Here is a 20742-nt window from a genome sequence, read left to right on the forward strand (position 1 = left end):
ATGACTACATGGGATAAATGTTTAAAAAAAATTAAAAAAAACCTTTCTACGTTTGAGTATAAAACGTGGATAAAGCCTATCCATGTAGAGCAAAATAGTAACTTATTCACAGTTTTTTGTAACAATGAATATTTTAAAAAACATATAAAATCTAAGTATGGAAATCTTATTTTATCAACAATCCAAGAGTGTCATGGTAACGATTTAATTATAGAATATTCTAACAAAAAATTTTCTGGTGAAAAAATCACTGAAGTTATTACAGCTGGACCACAAGCTAATTTTTTTAGTACGACAACTATTGAGATAAAGGATGAATCAGAAGATACAAAATTAGTACAAGAGCCTAAAATATCGAAGAAGTCTAATACTAAAGATCTTTCTTCATCACAAGAGTTATTTGGTTTTGATGAAGCGATGCTGATTACAGCAAAAGAAGATGAGGAATACTCTTTTGGCTTACCATTAAAAGAAAAATATGTTTTTGACAGCTTTGTAGTTGGAGATGCTAACAAAATTGCTAGAGCAGCAGCTATGCAAGTATCGATAAATCCTGGTAAATTGCATAACCCTTTATTCATCTATGGTGGTAGTGGTTTAGGAAAAACTCACTTAATGCAAGCAATAGGTAATCATGCAAGAGAAGTTAATCCTAATGCTAAAATTATCTATACAAATTCAGAACAATTTATTAAAGATTATGTAAATTCTATTCGTCTACAAGATCAAGATGAATTTCAAAGAGTTTATAGATCTGCAGATATTCTTCTTATAGATGATATTCAGTTTATCGCTGGTAAAGAAGGTACAGCTCAGGAGTTTTTCCATACTTTTAATGCTTTGTATGAAAATGGTAAACAGATAATTCTAACCAGTGATAAGTATCCAAATGAAATAGAAGGACTTGAAGAAAGACTAGTTTCGCGTTTTGGCTATGGTTTAACAGTTTCTGTTGATATGCCAGATTTAGAAACCAGAATTGCTATCTTGCTTAAGAAAGCCCATGATTTAGGTCAAAAATTACCTAACGAAACAGCAGCATTCATTGCTGAGAATGTGCGCACTAATGTTAGAGAACTAGAGGGTGCTCTAAATAGGGTACTTACAACCTCTAAATTTAATTATAAAGATCCTACTATTGAGGTAGCACAAGCTTGTTTAAGGGATGTTATAAAAATACAAGAAAAGAAAGTAAAAATAGATAATATTCAAAAAGTTGTTGCTGATTTTTATAGAATTAGAGTGAAAGATTTAACTTCTAACCAAAGAAGTAGAAATATAGCTAGACCAAGACAGATAGCAATGAGTTTAGCACGTGAACTAACATCACATAGCTTGCCAGAGATAGGTAATGCTTTTGGTGGTAGAGACCATACAACAGTTATGCATGCTGTTAAAGCTATAACTAAATTAAGACAAAGCAATACTTCAATATCAGATGATTATGAGTTGCTTTTAGACAAGATTTCTCGTTAAATAAAATTAATAACTTTATCAAAGGGGTTTTAAAAAATGAATTTTGTACTAAATAGAGATGACTTACTAAAGCCTTTGCAATCTATGCTGTCAGTCGCAAATAGTAAGAGTACAATGCCTTTATTATCGTGTATATTATTTGACATTGATAATAATAATCTCAAAATTACAGCTTCAGATCTTGATACAGAAATATCATGTAATATAGCTGTTAGTTGTAACACAAGTATAAAGTTAGCATTAAATGCTGACAAAATTTATAATATTGTCAGAAGTTTGAATGAAAATTCAATGATAGATTTTAGAATTAATGAAAATAAGGTAACTATTGTCTCTAATAATAGTACTTTTAACCTTATATCATTAAATGCTGATAACTATCCTCTTATAGATAGTAATATCAATGAGCAAGCAAGTTTTGATCTTTCTCAGCAAGATTTTCATCATATTATCTCAAAAGTAGATTTTTCAATGGCCAATGATGATACAAGGTATTTCTTAAATGGGATGTTTTGGGAAATTAATGCAAATTTACTAAGAGCAGTATCTACAGATGGTCATAGAATGTCTATAACAGAGGCTATAATTGATAGTAGAGTGTTAGATAGTGCCTCTCAGTCGATAATACCAAAAAAAGCAATTTTAGAACTTAAAAAAATAGTCGGCAAAACAGAAGAAAATATCAAAATTTGTCTTGGCAAAAATTATCTAAAGGCAATATTTGGTAATTATGCTTTTATATCAAAGCTCATAGATGGCCGTTATCCTGATTATCAAAAAGTAATTCCTAAAAATAATACAAAACTATTAGCTGTCGATAAGCAGTTTTTCAAAAATTCATTACTAAGAACATCAATACTTGCTAATGATAAGTACAAAGGTGTACGTTTGAATATATCTCAAAATCAATTGCTTTTATCAGCTAATAATCCAGATAATGAAAAGGCTGAAGATAAAATCGAAGTTCAATATAATGATCAAGCAATGGAAATTTGTTTTAATTACAAATATCTTTTGGATATTATAAATGTACTTAGCGAAGAAACTATGACTATTTATCTTGATAACCCTAATATGAGCGCATTAGTAAAAGACGAAAAAGATAATAGCTTATTTATTATTATGCCAATGAAAATATAGCTAATAATTAGCCTTAACTTAGCTATTATTTTTCTAGAAAAACTATTTTGATAAATCCTTTGGAATGAATAATAAGGCAATAAAAAAAGGTATACATAAAAACATTATATATAACGCTGGGATTAGATAATTTCCAGTAGTAGTAATTAATAAAGTCATAAGAAAGGCAGCAGTTCCTCCAAATAAAGAAACGCTTATATTAAAACTTATTCCAAAACCACTATTTCTATTTTTAACAGGAAATAACCCTGCAGTATTTGCAAATATAGGACCTATTACAGCACCACTTATAATAGCAAGAGAAAAAATAGCTATAGATACTAATTGATGGTTTTTTATAATAGTTTGATATATTGGTAAAGCGGCTATAAATAGGACTATACAAGAATACATCAGAACTTTTTTACCACCAATTCTATCAGCAATATACCCAAATATAATTGAAGAAAACATTAATACTATTATATTAAGAGTACAAATCAGTAATACATGCTTAAAATCATAGTGTAAATAATGGCTTGCATAGGTGGGCATATATGAAATTCCCATAAAAACTAATACAGCTATTAATGATGATAGAAAGAAAGTAATAATCATATTATTCCATTCATATTTAATAGCGTCACTAATAGGATTTTTAACAGTTGATTTTTTTGTTTTGAGCTCCAAAAATCCTTGAGTTTCTGATGATTTATATCTGATATATAATCCCGAAAGAATAATTATAAATCCAAAAATAAAAGGAATTCTCCATCCCCACTTTAATATTTGATTATTGCTCAACAAATTTAATAAGCAATAACTAACACTGCTAGCCAGTAAAAGAGCAAAAAAAGAAGAACTTATAAGTAGAGCACCAGAAATATTTTGTCTATTTTTATTAGAGCTTTCTAAAATAAATGCAGCTGCTCCACCAATTTCCCCACCAACAGCAAATCCTTGTAATATTCTGATAAGCATCAGAAATATAGGAGCATATATACCTATAGAGGCATAGGTTGGAAGTAAAGCCATAAGTAGAGTTGGTATACCCATAAGTAATAACGAGTAGAATAATATTTTTTTTCTGCCATATTTATCGCTAAAATAGCCAAAGAAGAGGGCTCCTAAGGGTCTAATAAAAAAACCTAAAGTAAAGGTTAAGTATGTATATAAAAGAGCTATAAAGTATTCTTGTTGTGGTAAAAATAGCTTAGCAATAACTGGCGCAGCAAACATACCATACATATAAAACTCGTACCAATCTGCGATATTTCCAGCTAATGCTGGTAATATATTTTTTCTAAAATTGCTCTTACTCATGAAAACTTCCTTTGATTTATTAAGGTTTTTTTGATTCTAAATTCTATCATTATAATTTTTTAGTTTATTAAATGTTATAGTACTTTTTTTTAAAAATATTAGTCACATATTATATAAGCTTCTTTACAGTAAAATATTGATTATTTATTTTTATCTGAGTCATAATATAACTATTTTAAAATCAATATTTTATCAAAAATATGAAAAATATAAAAAAACCTAGTCTATTTACTGCTATAGCATTAAGTATCGGCACTATGCTTGGTAGTGGATGGTTATATGCACCTTATTATGCATCACAAGCAACTGGAGCAGCATCGCTATTCTCATGGATTATAGGAGCTTTTGTAGTTCTTTTGATGGCATTTTTATTATCTGAGCTAGCTGTAAAATATCCAACAAATGGATTATTTACTCGATTGGTAACTATATCACACAATCAGCATTTTGGTTTTGTGACAGGATTATCAAATTGGATGTTAGGACTTATCCTAGTGCCTTCAGAGGCTATGGCTACCACACAATATATATCTTCTATATATGAGCCAATTACACCTTATGTATTTAGTAATGGCAAGCTTACCTTTGTTGGAGTTTTAGTAGTTGCAGCATTCATGCTATTGTATACTTTGATAAACTATTGGGGTATCAAGGCATTATCAAAAATTAACAACTCACTGACATCTCTAAAGATAATCATACCAATAGCCACATCGGTGATAATTATGCTGGCAGCATTTCATTCGAGTAATTTTAGTGGAGAGAATGTTCGCTTTATGCCAGATGGTGTTAGTGGTATTTTTAATGCGATTGTTACTTGTGGTATATTTTACTCGTTTTTTGGCTTTCAAATGGCAGCTAGTTTTTCAGCAGAGTTAGAGAATCCAAAGAAAAATATCCCTATAGCGCTAGTTAGTAGTGTGCTGGTAGTGTTATTTATATATCTGATACTACAGATATCATTTATTGGTGGTGTGCCTGAGAAAATGCTAGAAAATGGTTGGGGTGGCTTAAACTTTCAGTCTCCTTTAGCTCAATTAACTGGGATATTAGGATTAAATGCTTTGGCATTGGTACTTTATGCAGATGCTTTGATTAGTCCATCAGGTACAGGTATTATTTATCTGGGTGCTAGTACACGTATGTTAAATGAAATGTCAAAAGCAAAGCAGATGCCCAGGTATTTTGCTCGAGTTACTCAAAGTGTAAATGTTTCACGTACTTCATTGGTATTTTCGTTTATTTGTTCTTTAATTTTGATATTTTTCTTTAGAAATTGGCAATTGATAGCTTCTTTGACAACGACTTTTATATTAGTATCATGTATAGCGTTACCTATTGCATACGCCAAAATTAAGAGTAACAAAGAAGATCCTTTACCATTAAGTTATTTACCTTTTTCTAGAACTATTGCTTTTCTAGTATATATGTTTTTGACGTACTTATTGATGATTGCAGGAGTGCTTAACTTAGCTATTGCTCTAGTTCTACATATAGTATTCTTCTTAATATATGCTTATATAGATAGCAGAGAAGATATTTCTAAAATTACAAAAATATTTGCCTCTTCATGGGTTATTTTTGCATATTTAATATCTGAATTGATATTTGGATATATATACGAAAATATATCTTCTTACGGATTATTTACTTTAGTATTTGTAATTATATCGTCATTTTTATATATTTTATTGGTAAAACAAAAAAATTATATCTCTAAATAAAAAACCTAATAAACACTAATTTATACTGCTAAAATTTATTATATTTCAAACAGTGCTTTTATAATTATGAATCATATTTTATTTTCTTATATTTTAGATGGTAAAGGTGGAGCAACTTCACTAGAGGTTGATGCTATCAATAAATCTATCGAAAATAATCAAAATCTTGTTTGGACACATTTAGATGCTAAAAGTCCACAAACTAAAGAATGGTTAAACCAACAGCTAAGCTCACTAGACCCTTATATTGTTGATGCTTTAGTTGCCGAAGAAACAAGGCCAAGATTTACACAAATAGATGATGGTATACTAATAATCTTAAGAGGCATTAATCCTAATAGACAGGATGCCCCTGAAGATATGATTTCAATAAGATTATGGATAGATAAAAATCGTATAATTAGTACACGCTTTAGATCTTTGAATGTGTTTGATGATATAAAAGAAAGTTTTAGAAATAAAATAGGACCTAAAAATTCGGCTGATTTTATAACAACGTTAATAGCAAAATTATCTAGTCGTATCGAGCCAGTTTTAATAGACCTTGACGATAGACTTGTAGATATAGAAGAGCAAACTATAGCAATAATAGATACTGATTTAAGAGAATCTATAGCTGAGTTACGTAAGCAAACAATAATTTTTAGAAGATATATAATTCCACAAAGGGATGTGATTGAACAACTAAGATTGAGTAGTTTAAGCTGGCTAGGAAGCTCACATAAACGTCATTTAGTAGAAATATATAATTATGTGGTACGTTATATAGAAGATCTTGAAGAGGCTCGTGATCGGCTACAAATTGTAAAAGATGAAATCAGTAATACTCTTAGTGATAAACTTAATAAAAAAATGTATTTTCTATCTATTATTGCAGCTATATTTTTGCCATTAAGCTTTTTAACAGGATTATTAGGTATAAATGTTGCTGGGATACCAGGAGCGCAAAATGTACATGCCTTTTGGATTTTTTATTAATATTATTTGTTTTAGTAATTTTACAAATATATTTATTTAAAAAATTAAAATGGTTTTGATAGTATTAAATTTTTAAGGCTTAATGATTCTGATATTAAACTCTTTTCTTATATCTTTTAATGGTGTATCTAAATAGCCATCATAGTTATACCAGTCCCATTTTTTAGTCATTCTAGAGGCTTTAAATGCTGCTAATAAACATATAGGTACATATCTTAGTATTACCAGATATACAACAAATTTATATTTATATTTTTTAAGATAGCTATTTATAATAGTTTTATAGTCAATAAATTTAAAAAATTCTTTATAACCTTTTAAGGTAACATTTGTACCGAATAAAGACCAAATATCATTTATAGCTTCACCCCTAATCTCAAAAGGAATAGTTGCAAACAGCACATGAGTAATATCATGATTTCTATACAATTTACTAGCTTGATCATGACCATCATTACAGTTTAGAAAAGGATAGTTATTATTGTATTCTTCTAAGCCTTGTTTTAGTGATAATTTACAATCTTGTTTTAGGTATTGCATTTTTACATTTTTGAAATAGCTAATTTATAGATTATTATATATAGAAAAATAACAAAAAATATACAAATAAATCTAGATTATTGAGAATTATCTTGAGTGGCTTGTTGGTTTTTATCGCAGCATTTTTTATTAGTTTGATTTTTATTGCAAGGACATTTACAGTCAGGGCCGCAGCCACAATTGCCTTTGCTATGGTATTTAGCAGCAAATAATACTAAAATTATAGATATAACTACGAGCCATGTATTTTCACGAACAGAGCCAGGGAAAATACATAGAATTAGTGTAATAATTTTTAGTGCTACAGCTACACCTAGAATCGTTAAAAATACAGCTAACGCACAAAACCAAAATTGCTTGCAACAAGATTCATTTTCTTTAAATGGACATTTCATTTCTATTCTCCTAACTCTTTTAATGACAATTATATTTTATCAAAGAAATATAGCTCTAGTATAGAAAATATTAATTTAGAAATAATGATTTAATGTTTGGTTATGTAGTTAAGGCTAACAGCAGAAAGAATAATTATCAAAGATATCCAAACAGTGATATTAGATGGATCATGGTTGATTAAAATTCCAAAGATAACACCAAACAATGGAACTAGATAATTAGTAAAAGAAGTAAAAACTGGACCTGCAAGTTTTATCAATGAAGCATAAAGGAAATAAACAATACCAGCACAAAATATTCCTAAATATACTAATGAAGATAATGCGAAAACAGAAGAGTCAATACTAGCATAGTTTGGTCTAAATATAGCTAATAAAAAGCATAATTGTATAGTAGAAGCTATAAGAATATTTCTTGAAACAATAATCGGATTATCATGAAAACATGACTTACTTAAAAGTAATAAAGCAAGGGCGAAAGATGTAGTCGCTAGCAATATCGCCAATATTCCATATATATTTATTGAATGATTTTCATTAGCTAAATTCGGATAAAATAATACTACAAGTCCTACAAAGCCAACTGAAATACTTAAGATGTTGGCAAAAGTTATTCTTGAGTTAATTACTAAAGGTCCTAATAATACGACAAAAAAAGGCACTGTCCCGGTTAATATGGCGGTGATTGAAGGGCTAGTAAATTTTTGTCCCCATGGAATTAGCATAAATGGCATAGTAGCTTCAAGAAATGCTATCAAAGAGTAAATAACGAAATCTTTTTTGAAAGATTTTGATTTTAAGCCTAAGAAATAGCAAACACTACAAAGAACAACACAACCAATAAAAGATCTTGCAAAAGCTATTAAAATAGGTGGAAAATGTTCTATAGCTTCTTTTTGGAAGATAAATTGAGATCCCCAAATTATACCTATAGCAAAAAGTAAAGAATATTTTTTTATCATATGTTTTAGAATGTCTAAATTTTAATTACTGAAGGTTATTCTATAAAAAAAATTGTCGGATAATAAACTTTTTATTAAAAAATAGTTTATTTGTATCTTTATAGCTTTTAGTTTAGAGTAAAAGATATACAAAAGGAGATAATATGAAAAAACATAATCAGTTTAGTAATTTTATTATCATTTAGTTTTTGTTACGCAAAAAATTTGCAGCCTATGCAAGCAAATATTCAAAATGTTCAGCAAGATCAAAATTATAGTGAAAATAGTCAAAAAGCAACTATCTTAATCATAGCATTTATTTGGTCAACATAAAAATCAAAGTTAGTTTTAAAATTTTTAATAGTTGAAAAAGTCAAAGAGTTTTTTATTATTTTGAGTTTTATTGATAAATAATGTTTTTTGTTGTCTTTTTACTAGAGGAGAAGAGCTAGATGTAGTATCTCTATCATATAAAGTACAGCCATTTAAGAGTATAATCACTAACGTATAAACTGATAATTTTTTCATTGTAAAAATAATGAAGGTAAGTTTTATTTAGCTAAATAATAGCTATTTAGCGATTATTATTCAAAGTTTTTTGGTGGAGGCGGCGGGATTTGAACCCGCGTCCACAAACTCTCGATCTTTGGATCTACATGCTTAGGCTAATCTATTTGAGTTTAGCTTAGCTACTCCCCAATTAGCCAGGGTAATAGTTAGCGAGTCTGTTAAATACAGCCTTAACTCCCAGACAAAAAGCAAAGACCGTCTTATGCGGAATATGAACGGATGTAAAGATAGTGTCATAAGAAAGACTATCATATCCGTGCGCATCTAGGTTATTAAGCTAGACTAGGCAGCTTTAGCAACAGCAGCAAAGTTGCTGTCGTTAGCCGCTACGCGGTTTGCTTTTTTGTTGCCAGTTATTATTGGCATTTGTACTGTTATTAACGAGGTTACGGTACTTCCTCGGCATGCACCTTAGATTTTGACATTCATGTCGAAACCATATTCGCCCCCATTTGGGTGGATACAATTTATACCTTATTATGTTAAATGTCAAATTTTAAGTATAATTCTAGAATAAAACGTAGATTGCCGAAGATAGTGCGATAATACCGACAAAAAGTATAAAACTATCAGCTAAAAAGTTTTTATAAGGCTTTAGATATTTGATTTTATATATGCTATAAATAGGCATAATAAACAGTATTACAGCCAAAACAAGGCCACCTATGCTAGAAATCATATCTAAAATATTTGGGTTTAAGTAAGCAACTAACCAGCATGATAAAAACACTACTGATAGTGTAATTGGTTTTATAGTTTTTTGATTGATTGAGTTTTTTGAAATTTTGCAAACTATACCATCTATACCTTCTTTTGAGCCTAAATAATGACCAAAAAAAGACTTACTCATAGCAACTAGAGCCACTAATGGAGCTATATAGTCCAGAGAGTAATTATCAAAATGACTTGCTAGATAAGATAATATTGAAACATTCTCTTCTTTCGCAGCCATCAAATCATCTGGCGAGAGAGTTAGCATTGAGCTAATTACAAAAATAACTACCGTAGCAATCATTAGGATGTTACTAAAAGCAATAATTCTCGATGCTTTTTTATCAGCGTTTTGTTTATATTTAGTTTTTGCATAAACTGCTAAGGATGAAATAATCGGTGAATGGTTAAATGAGAATATTAGTATTGGCATAATTATCCATATAGCCAATAAAACTCCAGAAAAACTATGATTATATTCAAAACTATTACGGAGTATATTGATATTCCAGTATGGAATCATCCAAAGCGAAAGCACTAATAATGCAATAATAAAAGGAAAAACCAAAAAGCTCATTACACGGATAATTAGCTTTTGACCGAAGTTAATGACAAATACTAGTGAGAGTATAGTAAAAAAGCTTAAAAGAAATCTATTCTCGATATCATAGTGAAGTTGATATTTGAAAAAACTAGCTAGAGTATTTGTAATACCAACGCTATAAACTAACAGTATTGGCAATATAGCAAATAGATATAAAATATTAAAAATAATACCGCCAAGTTTACCAAAATAGTCATCAGCGACTACTGTGATATCAGAGTCAGTATTTGGATTAGATATCACAAATCTACATAATGCACGATGTGATAAAAACACCATTGGAAAAATAAAAACTAATACTACAAGTATTGGTATAATTCCTGAAATTCCAGTTTGAATCGGTAAAAAAAGTATACCTGCCCCAATAGCCGTACCGTACAGGCTAAGTGACCACATGAAGTCTTCATTTCTTTTCATATTAAAATATCTAACTAAAAATAACCTATGTAGAAAGCTAAAACTAGCAATTCGTAAGCCTATTCCAAAAATAATTAATAAAATTTAATGTAAAAAAAAGAAATTGTCAAAAAACAAAGCTATAAATATCTAATTAAATTTAGTTTTATCATTTAAATACTAAAAATAACAGAGTTATTCTATAGCCTACTAGGCATAAAAGAGTACATTCTGTCACCCTTAACTCATTTCAGGATCTCAATCAAATCAATGCTTAATAGTGAGATGCTGAAATAAATTGACTATGACCTTTTTATCTGTAGGGAGCTATAATAAATTTAGCTATACGCCTGTATTTTAGATTTTCTAGAAAAGGAATTTTTAGATTCTCGAGATAACTAAATCAAACAAATCATTTAAACTTTAAAATGCTTGTATAAGCCATATAGTATTTGCAGTGAAAGGTTGTTTATCAAGTTTTTGAACTGCTAAAATTATAAATATAAAGATAATAGAGGATAATCTAATAGAGTTTTTCTCTGTACCAAAATAGGTGGCTAAAATGAGTAAGCAAGTTGGCATTATTGGTTTAGGAAATATGGGATCTGTTATTATAGATCATTTTGTAACCTCAGGATATAAAGTTTTTGTTCATAATAGGACTAAAGCGAAAGCTGAAAAATGGTTAGAAAAATCACAAGTCGTTTGGTGTGATTCTCCAAAAGAGTTGGCTCAAAACTGTAAGGTAATAATTTGTTCTCTATATGATGATATTGCTGCAAAAAATGTTTATCTTGGTGAAAATGGCTTAACTTCTATAAATTTATTAAGTCATACAATATTAGATGCGAGTACTCTTTCTGTAAGCTGTTTTGAACAACTTAATAAACATGTCACCAAAAATAATGGTAAATTAATAGATATGCCAATATCTGGAAATCCTGCGGCATTAGAAGAAAAAAGAGCTTCTCTTATGCTTGGAGCAACAGAAGAAGAATGTAAGAGTTTTGTAGATATTTTAGAAACTCTTAGTAATAAAGTATTGTATCTAGGTATTGCTGGGGCGTCACTTAAACAAAAACTTTGTATCAATGAAATGCTTTTTACTCAATGGTTTAGTTATTGTGAAGCAATGTTATTAGCAGAAAACAATGGTATTAAAAAAGAAGATTTTTTAATGCAATGTCACAAAGTGTTATATCATCACCTCTTTTGGTACAAAGAAGTCAATACTTCTTCGGATATAATGTAAATCCTGCTGATTTAAATATGATTTTAAAAGATATAGATATAATCCAAGATTTTGCAAATATAGATAACTATGTATAAAACTAATATGCATAACACTGTTCCACGGAGCAATTATGTTTTCTGATATATGCTTTTTTCTCAGACCATTTACTCTCTATTGGATTTAAATCTGGTGAGTATGGAGGTAAAAACTCTATAATATGCCCTGCATCACGAATCATTTTTAACATATCTATATTTTTATGGAATGTAGCATTATCCATTACTATAACAGTTGTAGTTTTTAAGATAGGTAATAAGAAATGTTTTACCCAAGTTGTAAACACAGTCGTATCAATATTGCTTGTAAATAGTCCAACAGCAAATAATACCTTGCCAATCAAAGCACCTATGACATTGGTTCGACCTCTAGCTCCCCAGTTGCATACCCCATAACATCTTTGCCCTTGTGTAGAGTAACCATGAGTTCGGGGCATATCTAAGGCATGACCAGATTCATCAAGATAACATATAGGTAACCCTTGATCTTTATAAGATTGAATCTTATTCCTGAATAATTCTCGCCTCTCTTCGTCTACTTTGGGGTGAATTAGAGTTTTTTTATATGTAATATTTAACTTTTTAAGGTTATAGCTTATACAAAACTCACTTACGACCAACCTAGTAGCTCTTTCTTGTAAATAACTATCAGGATAATCTATAACGTCTTGTTTTAGCTTATTCATATCAAGTTTTGTATTAGGTTTATTTCTAGTGCCTTTAGGAAGATTCCCTTTTAACCATTGTTGGATACTTCTAACACTTATATTAAATTTATCAGCCAAGATTAGAAAACTCATACCCTCTGATTTTAACTTTAATACCTTCTTTATAAAGTGATGTGAATAGGCCATAGCTTAAATAAAAAATAGTATACTACTTTTATTAATAGTTAGCTATAAATCAAAAACAGAAGTTAATTTATTACATAAATTTAGAGAAATAGTTGAATATGCTATTAAGAAAGATTTTACTAATCAAGATTTTTATGGGTTATATAGAGCTTATAAAGAAATCTATAAAAAATAAAAATTTAATTTTTAGCTATTAATAGAGATAAAAGAGCCATTCTAATAGGAATACTATATTTGATTTGGTCAAAATATTTTGCACACTCAAGTTTATCAATTGATCTATCCATCTCATCAACTCTAGGTAGAGGATGAAGAATTATAAAGTTACTAGTAGCTGAAATATGCTTTCTATCTAAGTAGCATAAATCTTTATTTTTTAGATAACCTTCTTCGTCAGGAAATCTTTCTCTCTGGACGCGAGTTACATATAGTATATCTAAGTCTTCTAAAACATCGGCACTAACTTTATCTAACTCAGTAAAAGAATTACCATTCTCCTCAACAAAATCTCTTAGCTTATTAGGGATTTGTAGTTCTTTTGAAGATATAAATTTAAACGAGGCATTATATTTAGCGAGGATATTGGTTAGTGAATGAACTGTACGTCCATATTTTAGATCTCCTAAGAAACCAACTTTTAGATTATCAAGAGAGCCTTTTTCAGAGTAGATAGTATATAAGTCAACCAATGACTGAGTAGGATGTTCATTTTCACCATCACCAGCATTTATCACAGGAGAGTTGACATATTTTGAGAACTCTTCAACACTATGTGGTTTAGGATGACGCATCACGATAATATCAGCATACTGATCCATCATTCTACCTGTATCATCAAGAGTTTCACCTTTTTGAGTAGAGCTAGAAGCGCCATTTTCTAATGATATTACTTTACCACCAAGTCTATTCATCGCCGACTCAAATGAAAACCTTGTTCTAGTGCTAGGTTCAAAAAATAAAGAAGCTAATATTCTACCTTCTAAATCTTTGATAGGCTCTGAATTAGCTAGTTTATCTTTGTAAATATCAGCTTGATTAAATAGTTTATTTAAATCATCTTTAGTAATTTGATCACCACGTAATAGCTTTTGAAATGATAGCATTTATTAATCCTCAACATTAATGTCATGCTGAATTTATTTCAGCATCTCACAAGAAGTATTGCTTTTATTGAGATCCTGAAACTAGTTCAGGATGACTGGTAAATAGTAGTTTTTTACTAACTATTAATCCATTCTTTAACAGTTTTAACATCAAAATCATTATTGATTTTGCGCATATCTTTAACAGCAATTACAAAAGCCTCAAAAGCTCCAATCGTTGTGACATAAGAAACTCTACTCATAATAGCAGCTCTTCTTAATGCTAAACTTATTTTCAGCTCTTGCCTTATTGATGTATTAACCAATAAGTCAACTTCACCCGCTTCGATTGCTTTGACAGTACTGTGTACTTGATTGTTACCAATATTATCAGAAGCCTTATCAAAAAGCTTACATTCAACACCATTTTCTTTTAAGAAACGCTCAGTACCTTTCGTCGCAAAGATATTAAAACCAAGGTCTATTAGCTCTTTAACTGGTTGCAGTATCTTAGGTTTATCAGTATCACTGACTGATATTAAGATATTTCCTTTTAATGGTAGCTTGTTAAAAGACATCTCTTGAGCTTTGTAAAATGCTACACCAAAGGTTCTATCAATCCCCATTGCTTCACCTGTAGATTTCATCTCAGGACCTAAATAGCAGTCGACATCAGCAAATCTGCCAAATGGGAATACCGCTTCTTTGACAGAGAAGTGTCTAGGTATAGGGTTGTTTAAGATAAATTCAGATAGTTTTTTACCAAGCATAAGTTTAGTAGCGATATTTGCGATACTGTTTCCAGTAGCTTTTGCAACAAATGGTACAGTCCTTGATGCTCTAGGGTTTACCTCGATTACATATAGCTCACCATTTTGATATGCAAATTGGACATTCATTAGACCTATGACATTTAGCTCTCTTGCTAGCTTGATAGTTGCTTGTTTAACCTCTTCGATTTGCTCATCCGATAATGAACGAGTAGGGATAGAACAAGCTGAATCTCCAGAGTGAATACCAGCTTCTTCAATATGCTCCATAATACCCGCAACAAATACACGCTCACAACCATCAGCTAGAGCATCAACATCTAGCTCTGTAGCATCTTCTAGGAATTTATCAATAAGTATAGGACCTTCAAGGATACATTTAGCATTTGTTTTAATGTATGTATCTAGCTCGTCTTGCGAATGGACAATTTCCATTGCTCTACCACCTAAGACATTAGATGGTCTTACAACAACAGGGTAGCCAACGTTAACGATCTTTTTCTTTAATTCATTAATTGTATAAGCAATTGTATTTAGAGGCTGTTTTAAGCCAACTTTATCAAGAAGTTCTTTAAACCTTTCTCTATCTTCAGCTAGATCAATCTTATCTGGATCTGTACCAAGTATAGGAATGTTGTTTTCATGAAGAGCTGATACAAGTTTCAAAGGAGTTTGACCGCCAAACTGTACAATAACTCCAAGAACCTTGCCTTTACGCATTTCATTTTTGATTATGTTAAGAACATTTTCAGCCATCAATGGTTCAAAGTATAATTTATCAGAAGTATCATAATCTGTAGAAACTGTCTCAGGATTACAGTTAATCATGATAGTTTCGATACCTTCTTCTTTGAGAGATTTAGCAGCGTGAACACAAGCATAATCAAACTCGATACCTTGACCAATACGGTTAGGACCACCACCTAATATTATGACTTTCTTTTTGTCCGAAATTTCAGACTCACAATCACGCACGATTTCTTCGTAGCTATAATGCTCATAAGTCGAGTATAAATATGATGATTGTGACTCAAATTCAGCAGCACAAGTATCGACTCTTTTAAATGTAGGGTAGATTTCTTTACCGAAACGGAAGTTTCTAATATATCTCTCAGTTCTACCAACAAGCTCAGCAATTTTCGCATCAGAGAATCCTAGATTTTTATAAACTGAGAATTCTTCTTTGCTATTTGGTAGACCAGTTTTTTTAAGTTTTTCTTCGGCATCTACAATAATTGCAATCTGCTCAATAAACCATGGATCTATCTTACAAGCATCATGAATTTCTTGCTGTGATATTCCGTATCTAAGCGCTTGAGCTACTCTTAGTATTCTCATAGGAGATAACTCTTCTAATGATTTTAGGATAGCTGCTTGGTTTTCTTGTTTGGTATTTGACTCACTTACACCAGCTATTTCAACTTGATCAAGACCTGTTAAACCAGTTTCAAGTGATACAAGAGCTTTTTGTAAGCTTTCTGTGAAAGATCTACCAATCGCCATCGCCTCACCAACAGATTTCATCTGTGAAGATAGATTTGATGGAGTAGTTGGAAATTTTTCAAATGTAAATCTAGGAATTTTGGTAACTATATAATCAATTGTTGGCTCAAATGACGCTGGAGTGACTTTTGTGATGTCATTATCAATTTCATCAAGAGTATAGCCAACTGCTAGTCTTGCGGCAACTTTTGCAATAGGATAGCCAGTAGCTTTTGATGCTAATGCCGAAGAGCGAGATACACGCGGATTCATCTCGATTACAACAAGCTTTCCATCTTTAGGATTCACAGCAAATTGTACATTTGAACCACCAGTCTCTACACCAATCTCTCTAAGTACAGCGATAGAAGCATCACGCATGATTTGGTATTCTTTATCTGTCAAAGTAAGTGCTGGTGCTACTGTGATACTATCACCAGTATGGATACCCATAGGATCAATATTCTCAATTGAGCAAACGATGATTGAGTTATCGGCTTTATCACGGATAACTTCCATTTCGTACTCTTTCCAACCTAATATTGATTCATCAATTAGCACTTCATTTGTTGGTGATAGGCTTAGACCATTTTTTGACAATTTTTTCAAATTCTTCTTTTGTATAAGCGATACCACCGCCACTACCACCGAGAGTAAATGATGGTCTGATAATAGCTGGTAAACCGATATCTTCTAGAGCCTTATAAGCTTGCTCCATCGTTTGTACCACAACATTTCTAGGTACTTCTAAGCCAATTTTTTGCCATGGCTTTGTTAAATCTTTCTCTATTTTCTGCTTTATCGATAGAGTCAGCCTTTGCACCAAGCATTTCAACATTATATTTTTCTAAAATACCAGCTTTGTCTAACGCTAATGCACAGTTAAGTGCAGTTTGACCACCTACTGTAGGTAAGATTGCATCAGGTCTTTCTCTAGCAATAATTTTGCCAACACTCTCAACTGTAATCGGTTCGATAAAGATCTTATCTGCAGTTGTAGGATCTGTCATGATAGTTGCAGGGTTTGAGTTTACTAGAAAGACTGTGTAGCCATCTTCTTTTAAAACTTTACACGCTTGAGTTCCTGAGTAGTCAAACTCACATGCTTGACCGATAACAATTGGACCAGCCCCTAGTACTAAAATACTTTTTATATCTGTTCTTTTTTGGCATCTTCTTAATTCCCTTTCTTACTTTCTGCTATCATCTCAGCAAATTCATTAAATAGATATTTACAGTCATGCGGACCAGGTGAACTCTCAGGGTGATACTGTACCGCAAAAGCTGGTCTGTCTTTGAATCTTAAGCCCTCAACCGTACCATCAAATAGTGAGCTCATATGAATCTCGATATTATCTGGAACCACATCGTCACATACCACGAAACCATGGTTTTGGCTTGTGATAAGAACTTTCTTAGTATCGGCATCGAGCACGGGTTGGTTCACACCACGATGACCTTTGTGCATTTTTTTTAGTTTTTAGACCAGCAGCTAGAGCTAATAACTGGTTACCTAGACAGATACCAAATATTGGCATTTTGACTTCTAGAAGTTTTTTGATAACTGGCATAGTGTAGTCAGAAGTAGCAAATGGATCACCAGGACCATTTGATAAAAACACGCCATCAGGATTATGCTTCATGATATCTTCATAAGTACTATCAGCAGGTACTACAGTTACTTTAAAACCAGCATCTACTAGGTTTCTTAGGATATTGTACTTGACACCATAGTCGATAACTACAACACTATACTTATAGCTTTCTTGTTGTTTGTATACTTGTTGACCTAATGAGAATGTATGCTCATTCCAATCATATTCTCTATTTGTAGTTACACTGATTGCAAGGTCTCTACCGTTTAGGTTTGATTTGTTTTTGATACGTGATCTGACATAATTTGCATCTAGAAACTCACCTGGTTTGACCGAAAGTATAGCAACTCTTACCGCACCTTCTTTGCGTACTTTACGTACAATTGCACGCGTATCTACACCACAGATACCTACTATATTTCTATTTTTTAGCCATGTATCTATATGCTTTTTAGCTCTAAAATTTGATGGGTTAGTTAAATTCTCTCGTACGATTAAACCCTTAGCAAATACACCTAGTGACTCGTTATCTTCGTTATTGATACCGACATTACCTATATGAGGAAATGTAAATGTGATTATCTGACCAGCATAAGAGGGGTCTGTAAGAGTTTCTTGATAACCTGTCATTGATGTATTGAAACAAATTTCGCCGTCTGTCCAACCACGAACCCCTATTGATCTACCTAGATAGTATGTACCATCTGGAAAAACCAATATCGCATTAGTCATATCGTTAGCTAATATCATAATAAAACAACCTTACTGTGATGAATGAAACTTGGAGAAAAAAGTATTTGAAAAACTTTTTTGTCATTACTTTTTACAAAGTTAATAGGCAAATTGAAAGTATTGTAGGCATTTGAGAGCTATATGTAAAGAGTGTTTTTTTAAGTTTTGCCTAAAGTTGAATTTGGTCTAGTTTTAAGGCTATTTTTATATTACAATTAATTTCTATCTCTTTTGATTTTTCACTTTTCTATAGAATTCTTAAACTAATCTATATATGAATATAAAATCATAGTTTTCATTTTTTAAAATGATAATATATTGTAAATATTAAAAAAAACGTACCTAAATCATTTATGAAAAAAATTTTTGCGACATTAATATTATTGTTATTTTTGATACCGGTAGGCTACTCAAGTAAGCTAGTTTTTGTATCGATGATTACACGCCATGGCGATAGAGCACCTTTTGCAAATATCCAAAATGCTAATTATAGCTGGGGAACTGAGCTATCAGAACTTACTCCAATTGGTATGAATCAAGAGTATAATTTAGGTCTTCAGCTAAGAAAAAGATATATAGAGAAATTTGGCCTTTTACCGGAGTATTATGTTGATCAAAGTATCTATGTGCTATCAAGTCACACAAATCGCACAGTGGTTAGTGCTCAAAGTTTGCTTATGGGTCTATATCCAGCTGGTACAGGACCGTTAATTGGAGATGGTGATCCTGCAATTAAAGGTAGGTTTCAACCAATACCAATAATGACCCTCTCAGCAGACTCGCACCTTATACAATTTCCTTATGAACAATATTTAGCTGTATTGAAAAAGTATGTCTATAACTCGCCAGAGTGGCAAAACAAGACAAAAGAAGCTGCACCAAATTTTGCAAAATGGCAACAAATACTAGGTAATAGAATCACAGGATTAAATGATGTTATTACAGTTGGTGATGTTTTGATTGTTGCTAAAGCACATGGTAAACCTTTACCAAAGGGTTTATCTCAAGAAGATGCTGATCAGATAATTGCTCTTACAGATTGGGGTTTAGCACAACAGTTTAAATCACAAAAAGTAGCCTATATCATGGGTGGTAAATTGACTAATAGAATGATCGAAGATCTAAATAATGCCGCTAGTGGTAAATCTAAATATAAAATGACTTATTATTCAGGGCATGATCTGACACTTTTAGAAGTTATGGGTACTTTAGGCGTACCACTAGATACAGCGCCAGGATATGCAAGTAATCTTCAGTTTGAGCTTTTTAAAGAAGGAGATATTTATACGGTTAAGCTTAGATATAATGGTAAGTATGTCAAATTGCCGATAATGGATAAAAATAATAGTTGTAGTTTAGATGCTCTAAATAAGTATATGCAGAGCATTAATCAGAAGTTTGGAAAATAAACCTATCAATATTTTTACTTTCTTAGATACGTTGTATAAAATTGCATAGTCATTCCTTCAGTCTTTCGATATTCAGGAATAGATTCTCTTTGCTTACTATCAATTAATTTAAATTCAATATATGGAGAGAAGTTCTTTATTAACTCAGCTTGAGTAGCGCTAAAAGGTGGAGTCTGCGATTTTTTATCATGCTCCATCACTAATAGGAGTATTTGTGTTTTATCAGAGCATACTTGTAGCATCATTTTTGCATACTTAGCTCTTAGGTTATTAGGCAAAGCGATATAAGCTCCTCGATCATACCAAATATCAAAAGTTGGTAGATTCGCTATCTTAGGTAAGTTAAAAATATCTGCTACATATATCTCAATATTATCACCTTTATAGAGTTTATAGTCATCACCTTGTATAACTTCATATTTGATATTATTTTGACTAAAAAATGATAAGACAGCTTTTTCTGATAGCTCAATACCAACTACTTTAACTCCCTTAGATAAGAAGTACAGCATATCTATACTACAGCCACACATCGGGATTAAGCATATTGAAGAATCATTTATATTCAGTTTAGAAAAGTGTTTAACCAAAAACTCATTTGGAGATTCTTGACAAAAACCGACATCATTATTTTGCCATCTATCAAGCCAATATTGATTATTATTAGTTTCTACCTTACTCATGCTTATAACTTGTAATTATTAACTTATTAGACATATTAACATGAACAATTATATAAATATTACTTTTA

12 protein-coding genes, 1 other RNA gene and 5 pseudogenes are annotated in these 20742 nt (G+C 31.1%); 7 read left to right on the forward strand and 11 right to left on the reverse strand.

Going from position 1 to position 20742, the window contains the following annotated elements:
* Together dnaA and dnaN are read left to right on the forward strand one after the other, a co-directional pair.
* The gene (gene dnaA / locus FSC454_RS00005) at positions 1-1476 is read left to right on the forward strand and encodes a chromosomal replication initiator protein DnaA (RefSeq protein WP_014547340.1); all 1476 of its coding nucleotides are present in this window, start codon (positions 1-3) and stop codon (positions 1474-1476) included.
* 36 nt (positions 1477-1512) lie between these two features.
* A complete protein-coding gene (dnaN, locus tag FSC454_RS00010; RefSeq protein WP_066044907.1) occupies positions 1513-2616 on the forward strand; it encodes a DNA polymerase III subunit beta in 1104 nt (367 codons plus the stop codon).
* Between the two features lie 42 nt (positions 2617-2658).
* On the opposite strand, the gene FSC454_RS00015 is transcribed toward dnaN, so the two are convergent.
* Positions 2659-3918: an MFS transporter gene (locus FSC454_RS00015; RefSeq protein ID WP_066044905.1), complete on the reverse strand. Its 1260-nt coding sequence runs from the start codon at positions 3916-3918 to the stop codon at positions 2659-2661.
* 200 nt (positions 3919-4118) lie between these two features.
* Here FSC454_RS00015 and FSC454_RS00020 point away from each other — a divergent pair, with 200 nt between their 5' ends.
* A complete protein-coding gene (locus FSC454_RS00020) occupies positions 4119-5642 on the forward strand; it encodes an APC family permease (RefSeq protein WP_066044903.1) in 1524 nt (507 codons plus the stop codon).
* A 66-nt stretch (positions 5643-5708) separates the two neighbouring features.
* Positions 5709-6679, forward strand: a pseudogene (locus FSC454_RS00025) (zinc transporter ZntB).
* Between the two features lie 13 nt (positions 6680-6692).
* Here FSC454_RS00025 and FSC454_RS00030 read toward each other — a convergent pair.
* The 5 genes from FSC454_RS00030 to FSC454_RS00055 all read right to left on the reverse strand — a co-directional run bounded on the left by FSC454_RS00030 (position 6693) and on the right by FSC454_RS00055 (position 10798).
* Positions 6693-7160 (reverse strand): hypothetical protein, encoded by a 468-nt coding sequence (locus tag FSC454_RS00030; RefSeq protein ID WP_066044899.1) that lies wholly within the window; start codon positions 7158-7160, stop codon positions 6693-6695.
* 77 nt (positions 7161-7237) lie between these two features.
* Positions 7238-7555 carry a hypothetical protein gene (locus FSC454_RS00035; protein ID WP_044247098.1) on the reverse strand — a complete coding sequence of 106 codons (318 nt, stop codon included), beginning with the start codon at positions 7553-7555 and terminating at the stop codon, positions 7238-7240.
* Between the two features lie 89 nt (positions 7556-7644).
* Positions 7645-8517, reverse strand: coding sequence for a DMT family transporter (locus FSC454_RS00040; RefSeq protein WP_014547347.1), 873 nt, complete (start codon positions 8515-8517; stop codon positions 7645-7647).
* A gap of 578 nt (positions 8518-9095) precedes the next feature.
* Positions 9096-9516, reverse strand: a transfer-messenger RNA (tmRNA) gene (ssrA, locus tag FSC454_RS00050).
* A 58-nt stretch (positions 9517-9574) separates the two neighbouring features.
* Positions 9575-10798, reverse strand: a complete 1224-nt coding sequence (locus FSC454_RS00055; protein ID WP_066046761.1) for an aromatic amino acid transport family protein — start codon at positions 10796-10798, stop codon at positions 9575-9577.
* Between the two features lie 541 nt (positions 10799-11339).
* Between FSC454_RS00055 and FSC454_RS00060 the strand changes: the two are divergent.
* Positions 11340-12088, forward strand: a pseudogene (locus FSC454_RS00060) (NAD(P)-dependent oxidoreductase); the annotation flags it as partial.
* Positions 12089-12108: 20 nt separating this feature from the next.
* Here FSC454_RS00060 and FSC454_RS00065 read toward each other — a convergent pair.
* A complete protein-coding gene (locus FSC454_RS00065) occupies positions 12109-12921 on the reverse strand; it encodes an IS630 family transposase (protein ID WP_071794746.1) in 813 nt (270 codons plus the stop codon).
* A gap of 46 nt (positions 12922-12967) precedes the next feature.
* Here FSC454_RS00065 and FSC454_RS09890 point away from each other — a divergent pair.
* Positions 12968-13096: pseudogene (locus FSC454_RS09890) on the forward strand (NAD(P)-dependent oxidoreductase); the annotation flags it as partial.
* A gap of 4 nt (positions 13097-13100) precedes the next feature.
* Here FSC454_RS09890 and pyrB read toward each other — a convergent pair.
* The 3 genes and pseudogenes from pyrB to carA all read right to left on the reverse strand — a co-directional run bounded on the left by pyrB (position 13101) and on the right by carA (position 18600).
* A complete protein-coding gene (gene pyrB, locus FSC454_RS00070; RefSeq protein WP_066045213.1) occupies positions 13101-14024 on the reverse strand; it encodes an aspartate carbamoyltransferase in 924 nt (307 codons plus the stop codon).
* Positions 14025-14140: 116 nt separating this feature from the next.
* A pseudogene (carB, locus tag FSC454_RS00075) lies at positions 14141-17409 on the reverse strand (carbamoyl-phosphate synthase large subunit).
* A gap of 23 nt (positions 17410-17432) precedes the next feature.
* A pseudogene (carA, locus tag FSC454_RS00080) lies at positions 17433-18600 on the reverse strand (glutamine-hydrolyzing carbamoyl-phosphate synthase small subunit).
* Positions 18601-18935: 335 nt separating this feature from the next.
* Here carA and FSC454_RS00085 point away from each other — a divergent pair.
* Positions 18936-19991 (forward strand): histidine-type phosphatase, encoded by a 1056-nt coding sequence (locus FSC454_RS00085; protein WP_066045210.1) that lies wholly within the window; start codon positions 18936-18938, stop codon positions 19989-19991.
* Between the two features lie 14 nt (positions 19992-20005).
* Here the strand turns inward: FSC454_RS00085 and FSC454_RS00090 are convergent, their stop codons facing one another.
* Positions 20006-20674, reverse strand: coding sequence for a thiopurine S-methyltransferase (locus FSC454_RS00090; protein WP_066045208.1), 669 nt, complete (start codon positions 20672-20674; stop codon positions 20006-20008).
* Positions 20675-20742 lie beyond the last annotated feature (68 nt).

Origin of the sequence: Francisella hispaniensis FSC454 (genome assembly GCF_001885235.1) — a bacterium.
GTDB lineage: Bacteria > Pseudomonadota > Gammaproteobacteria > Francisellales > Francisellaceae > Francisella > Francisella hispaniensis.

Excerpts from the sequence above, each read along its gene's own strand:
- dnaA (WP_014547340.1), top strand. The coding sequence starts at position 1 with ATGACTACATGGGATAAATGTTTAAAAAAAATTAAAAAAAACCTTTCT.
- dnaN (WP_066044907.1), top strand. The coding sequence starts at position 1,513 with ATGAATTTTGTACTAAATAGAGATGACTTACTAAAGCCTTTGCAATCT.
- FSC454_RS00015 (WP_066044905.1), bottom strand. The coding sequence starts at position 3,918 with ATGAGTAAGAGCAATTTTAGAAAAAATATATTACCAGCATTAGCTGGA.
- FSC454_RS00020 (WP_066044903.1), top strand. The coding sequence starts at position 4,119 with ATGAAAAATATAAAAAAACCTAGTCTATTTACTGCTATAGCATTAAGT.
- FSC454_RS00030 (WP_066044899.1), bottom strand. The coding sequence starts at position 7,160 with ATGCAATACCTAAAACAAGATTGTAAATTATCACTAAAACAAGGCTTA.
- FSC454_RS00035 (WP_044247098.1), bottom strand. The coding sequence starts at position 7,555 with ATGAAATGTCCATTTAAAGAAAATGAATCTTGTTGCAAGCAATTTTGG.
- FSC454_RS00040 (WP_014547347.1), bottom strand. The coding sequence starts at position 8,517 with ATGATAAAAAAATATTCTTTACTTTTTGCTATAGGTATAATTTGGGGA.
- FSC454_RS00055 (WP_066046761.1), bottom strand. The coding sequence starts at position 10,798 with ATGAAAAGAAATGAAGACTTCATGTGGTCACTTAGCCTGTACGGTACG.
- FSC454_RS00065 (WP_071794746.1), bottom strand. The coding sequence starts at position 12,921 with ATGGCCTATTCACATCACTTTATAAAGAAGGTATTAAAGTTAAAATCA.
- pyrB (WP_066045213.1), bottom strand. The coding sequence starts at position 14,024 with ATGCTATCATTTCAAAAGCTATTACGTGGTGATCAAATTACTAAAGAT.
- FSC454_RS00085 (WP_066045210.1), top strand. The coding sequence starts at position 18,936 with ATGAAAAAAATTTTTGCGACATTAATATTATTGTTATTTTTGATACCG.
- FSC454_RS00090 (WP_066045208.1), bottom strand. The coding sequence starts at position 20,674 with ATGAGTAAGGTAGAAACTAATAATAATCAATATTGGCTTGATAGATGG.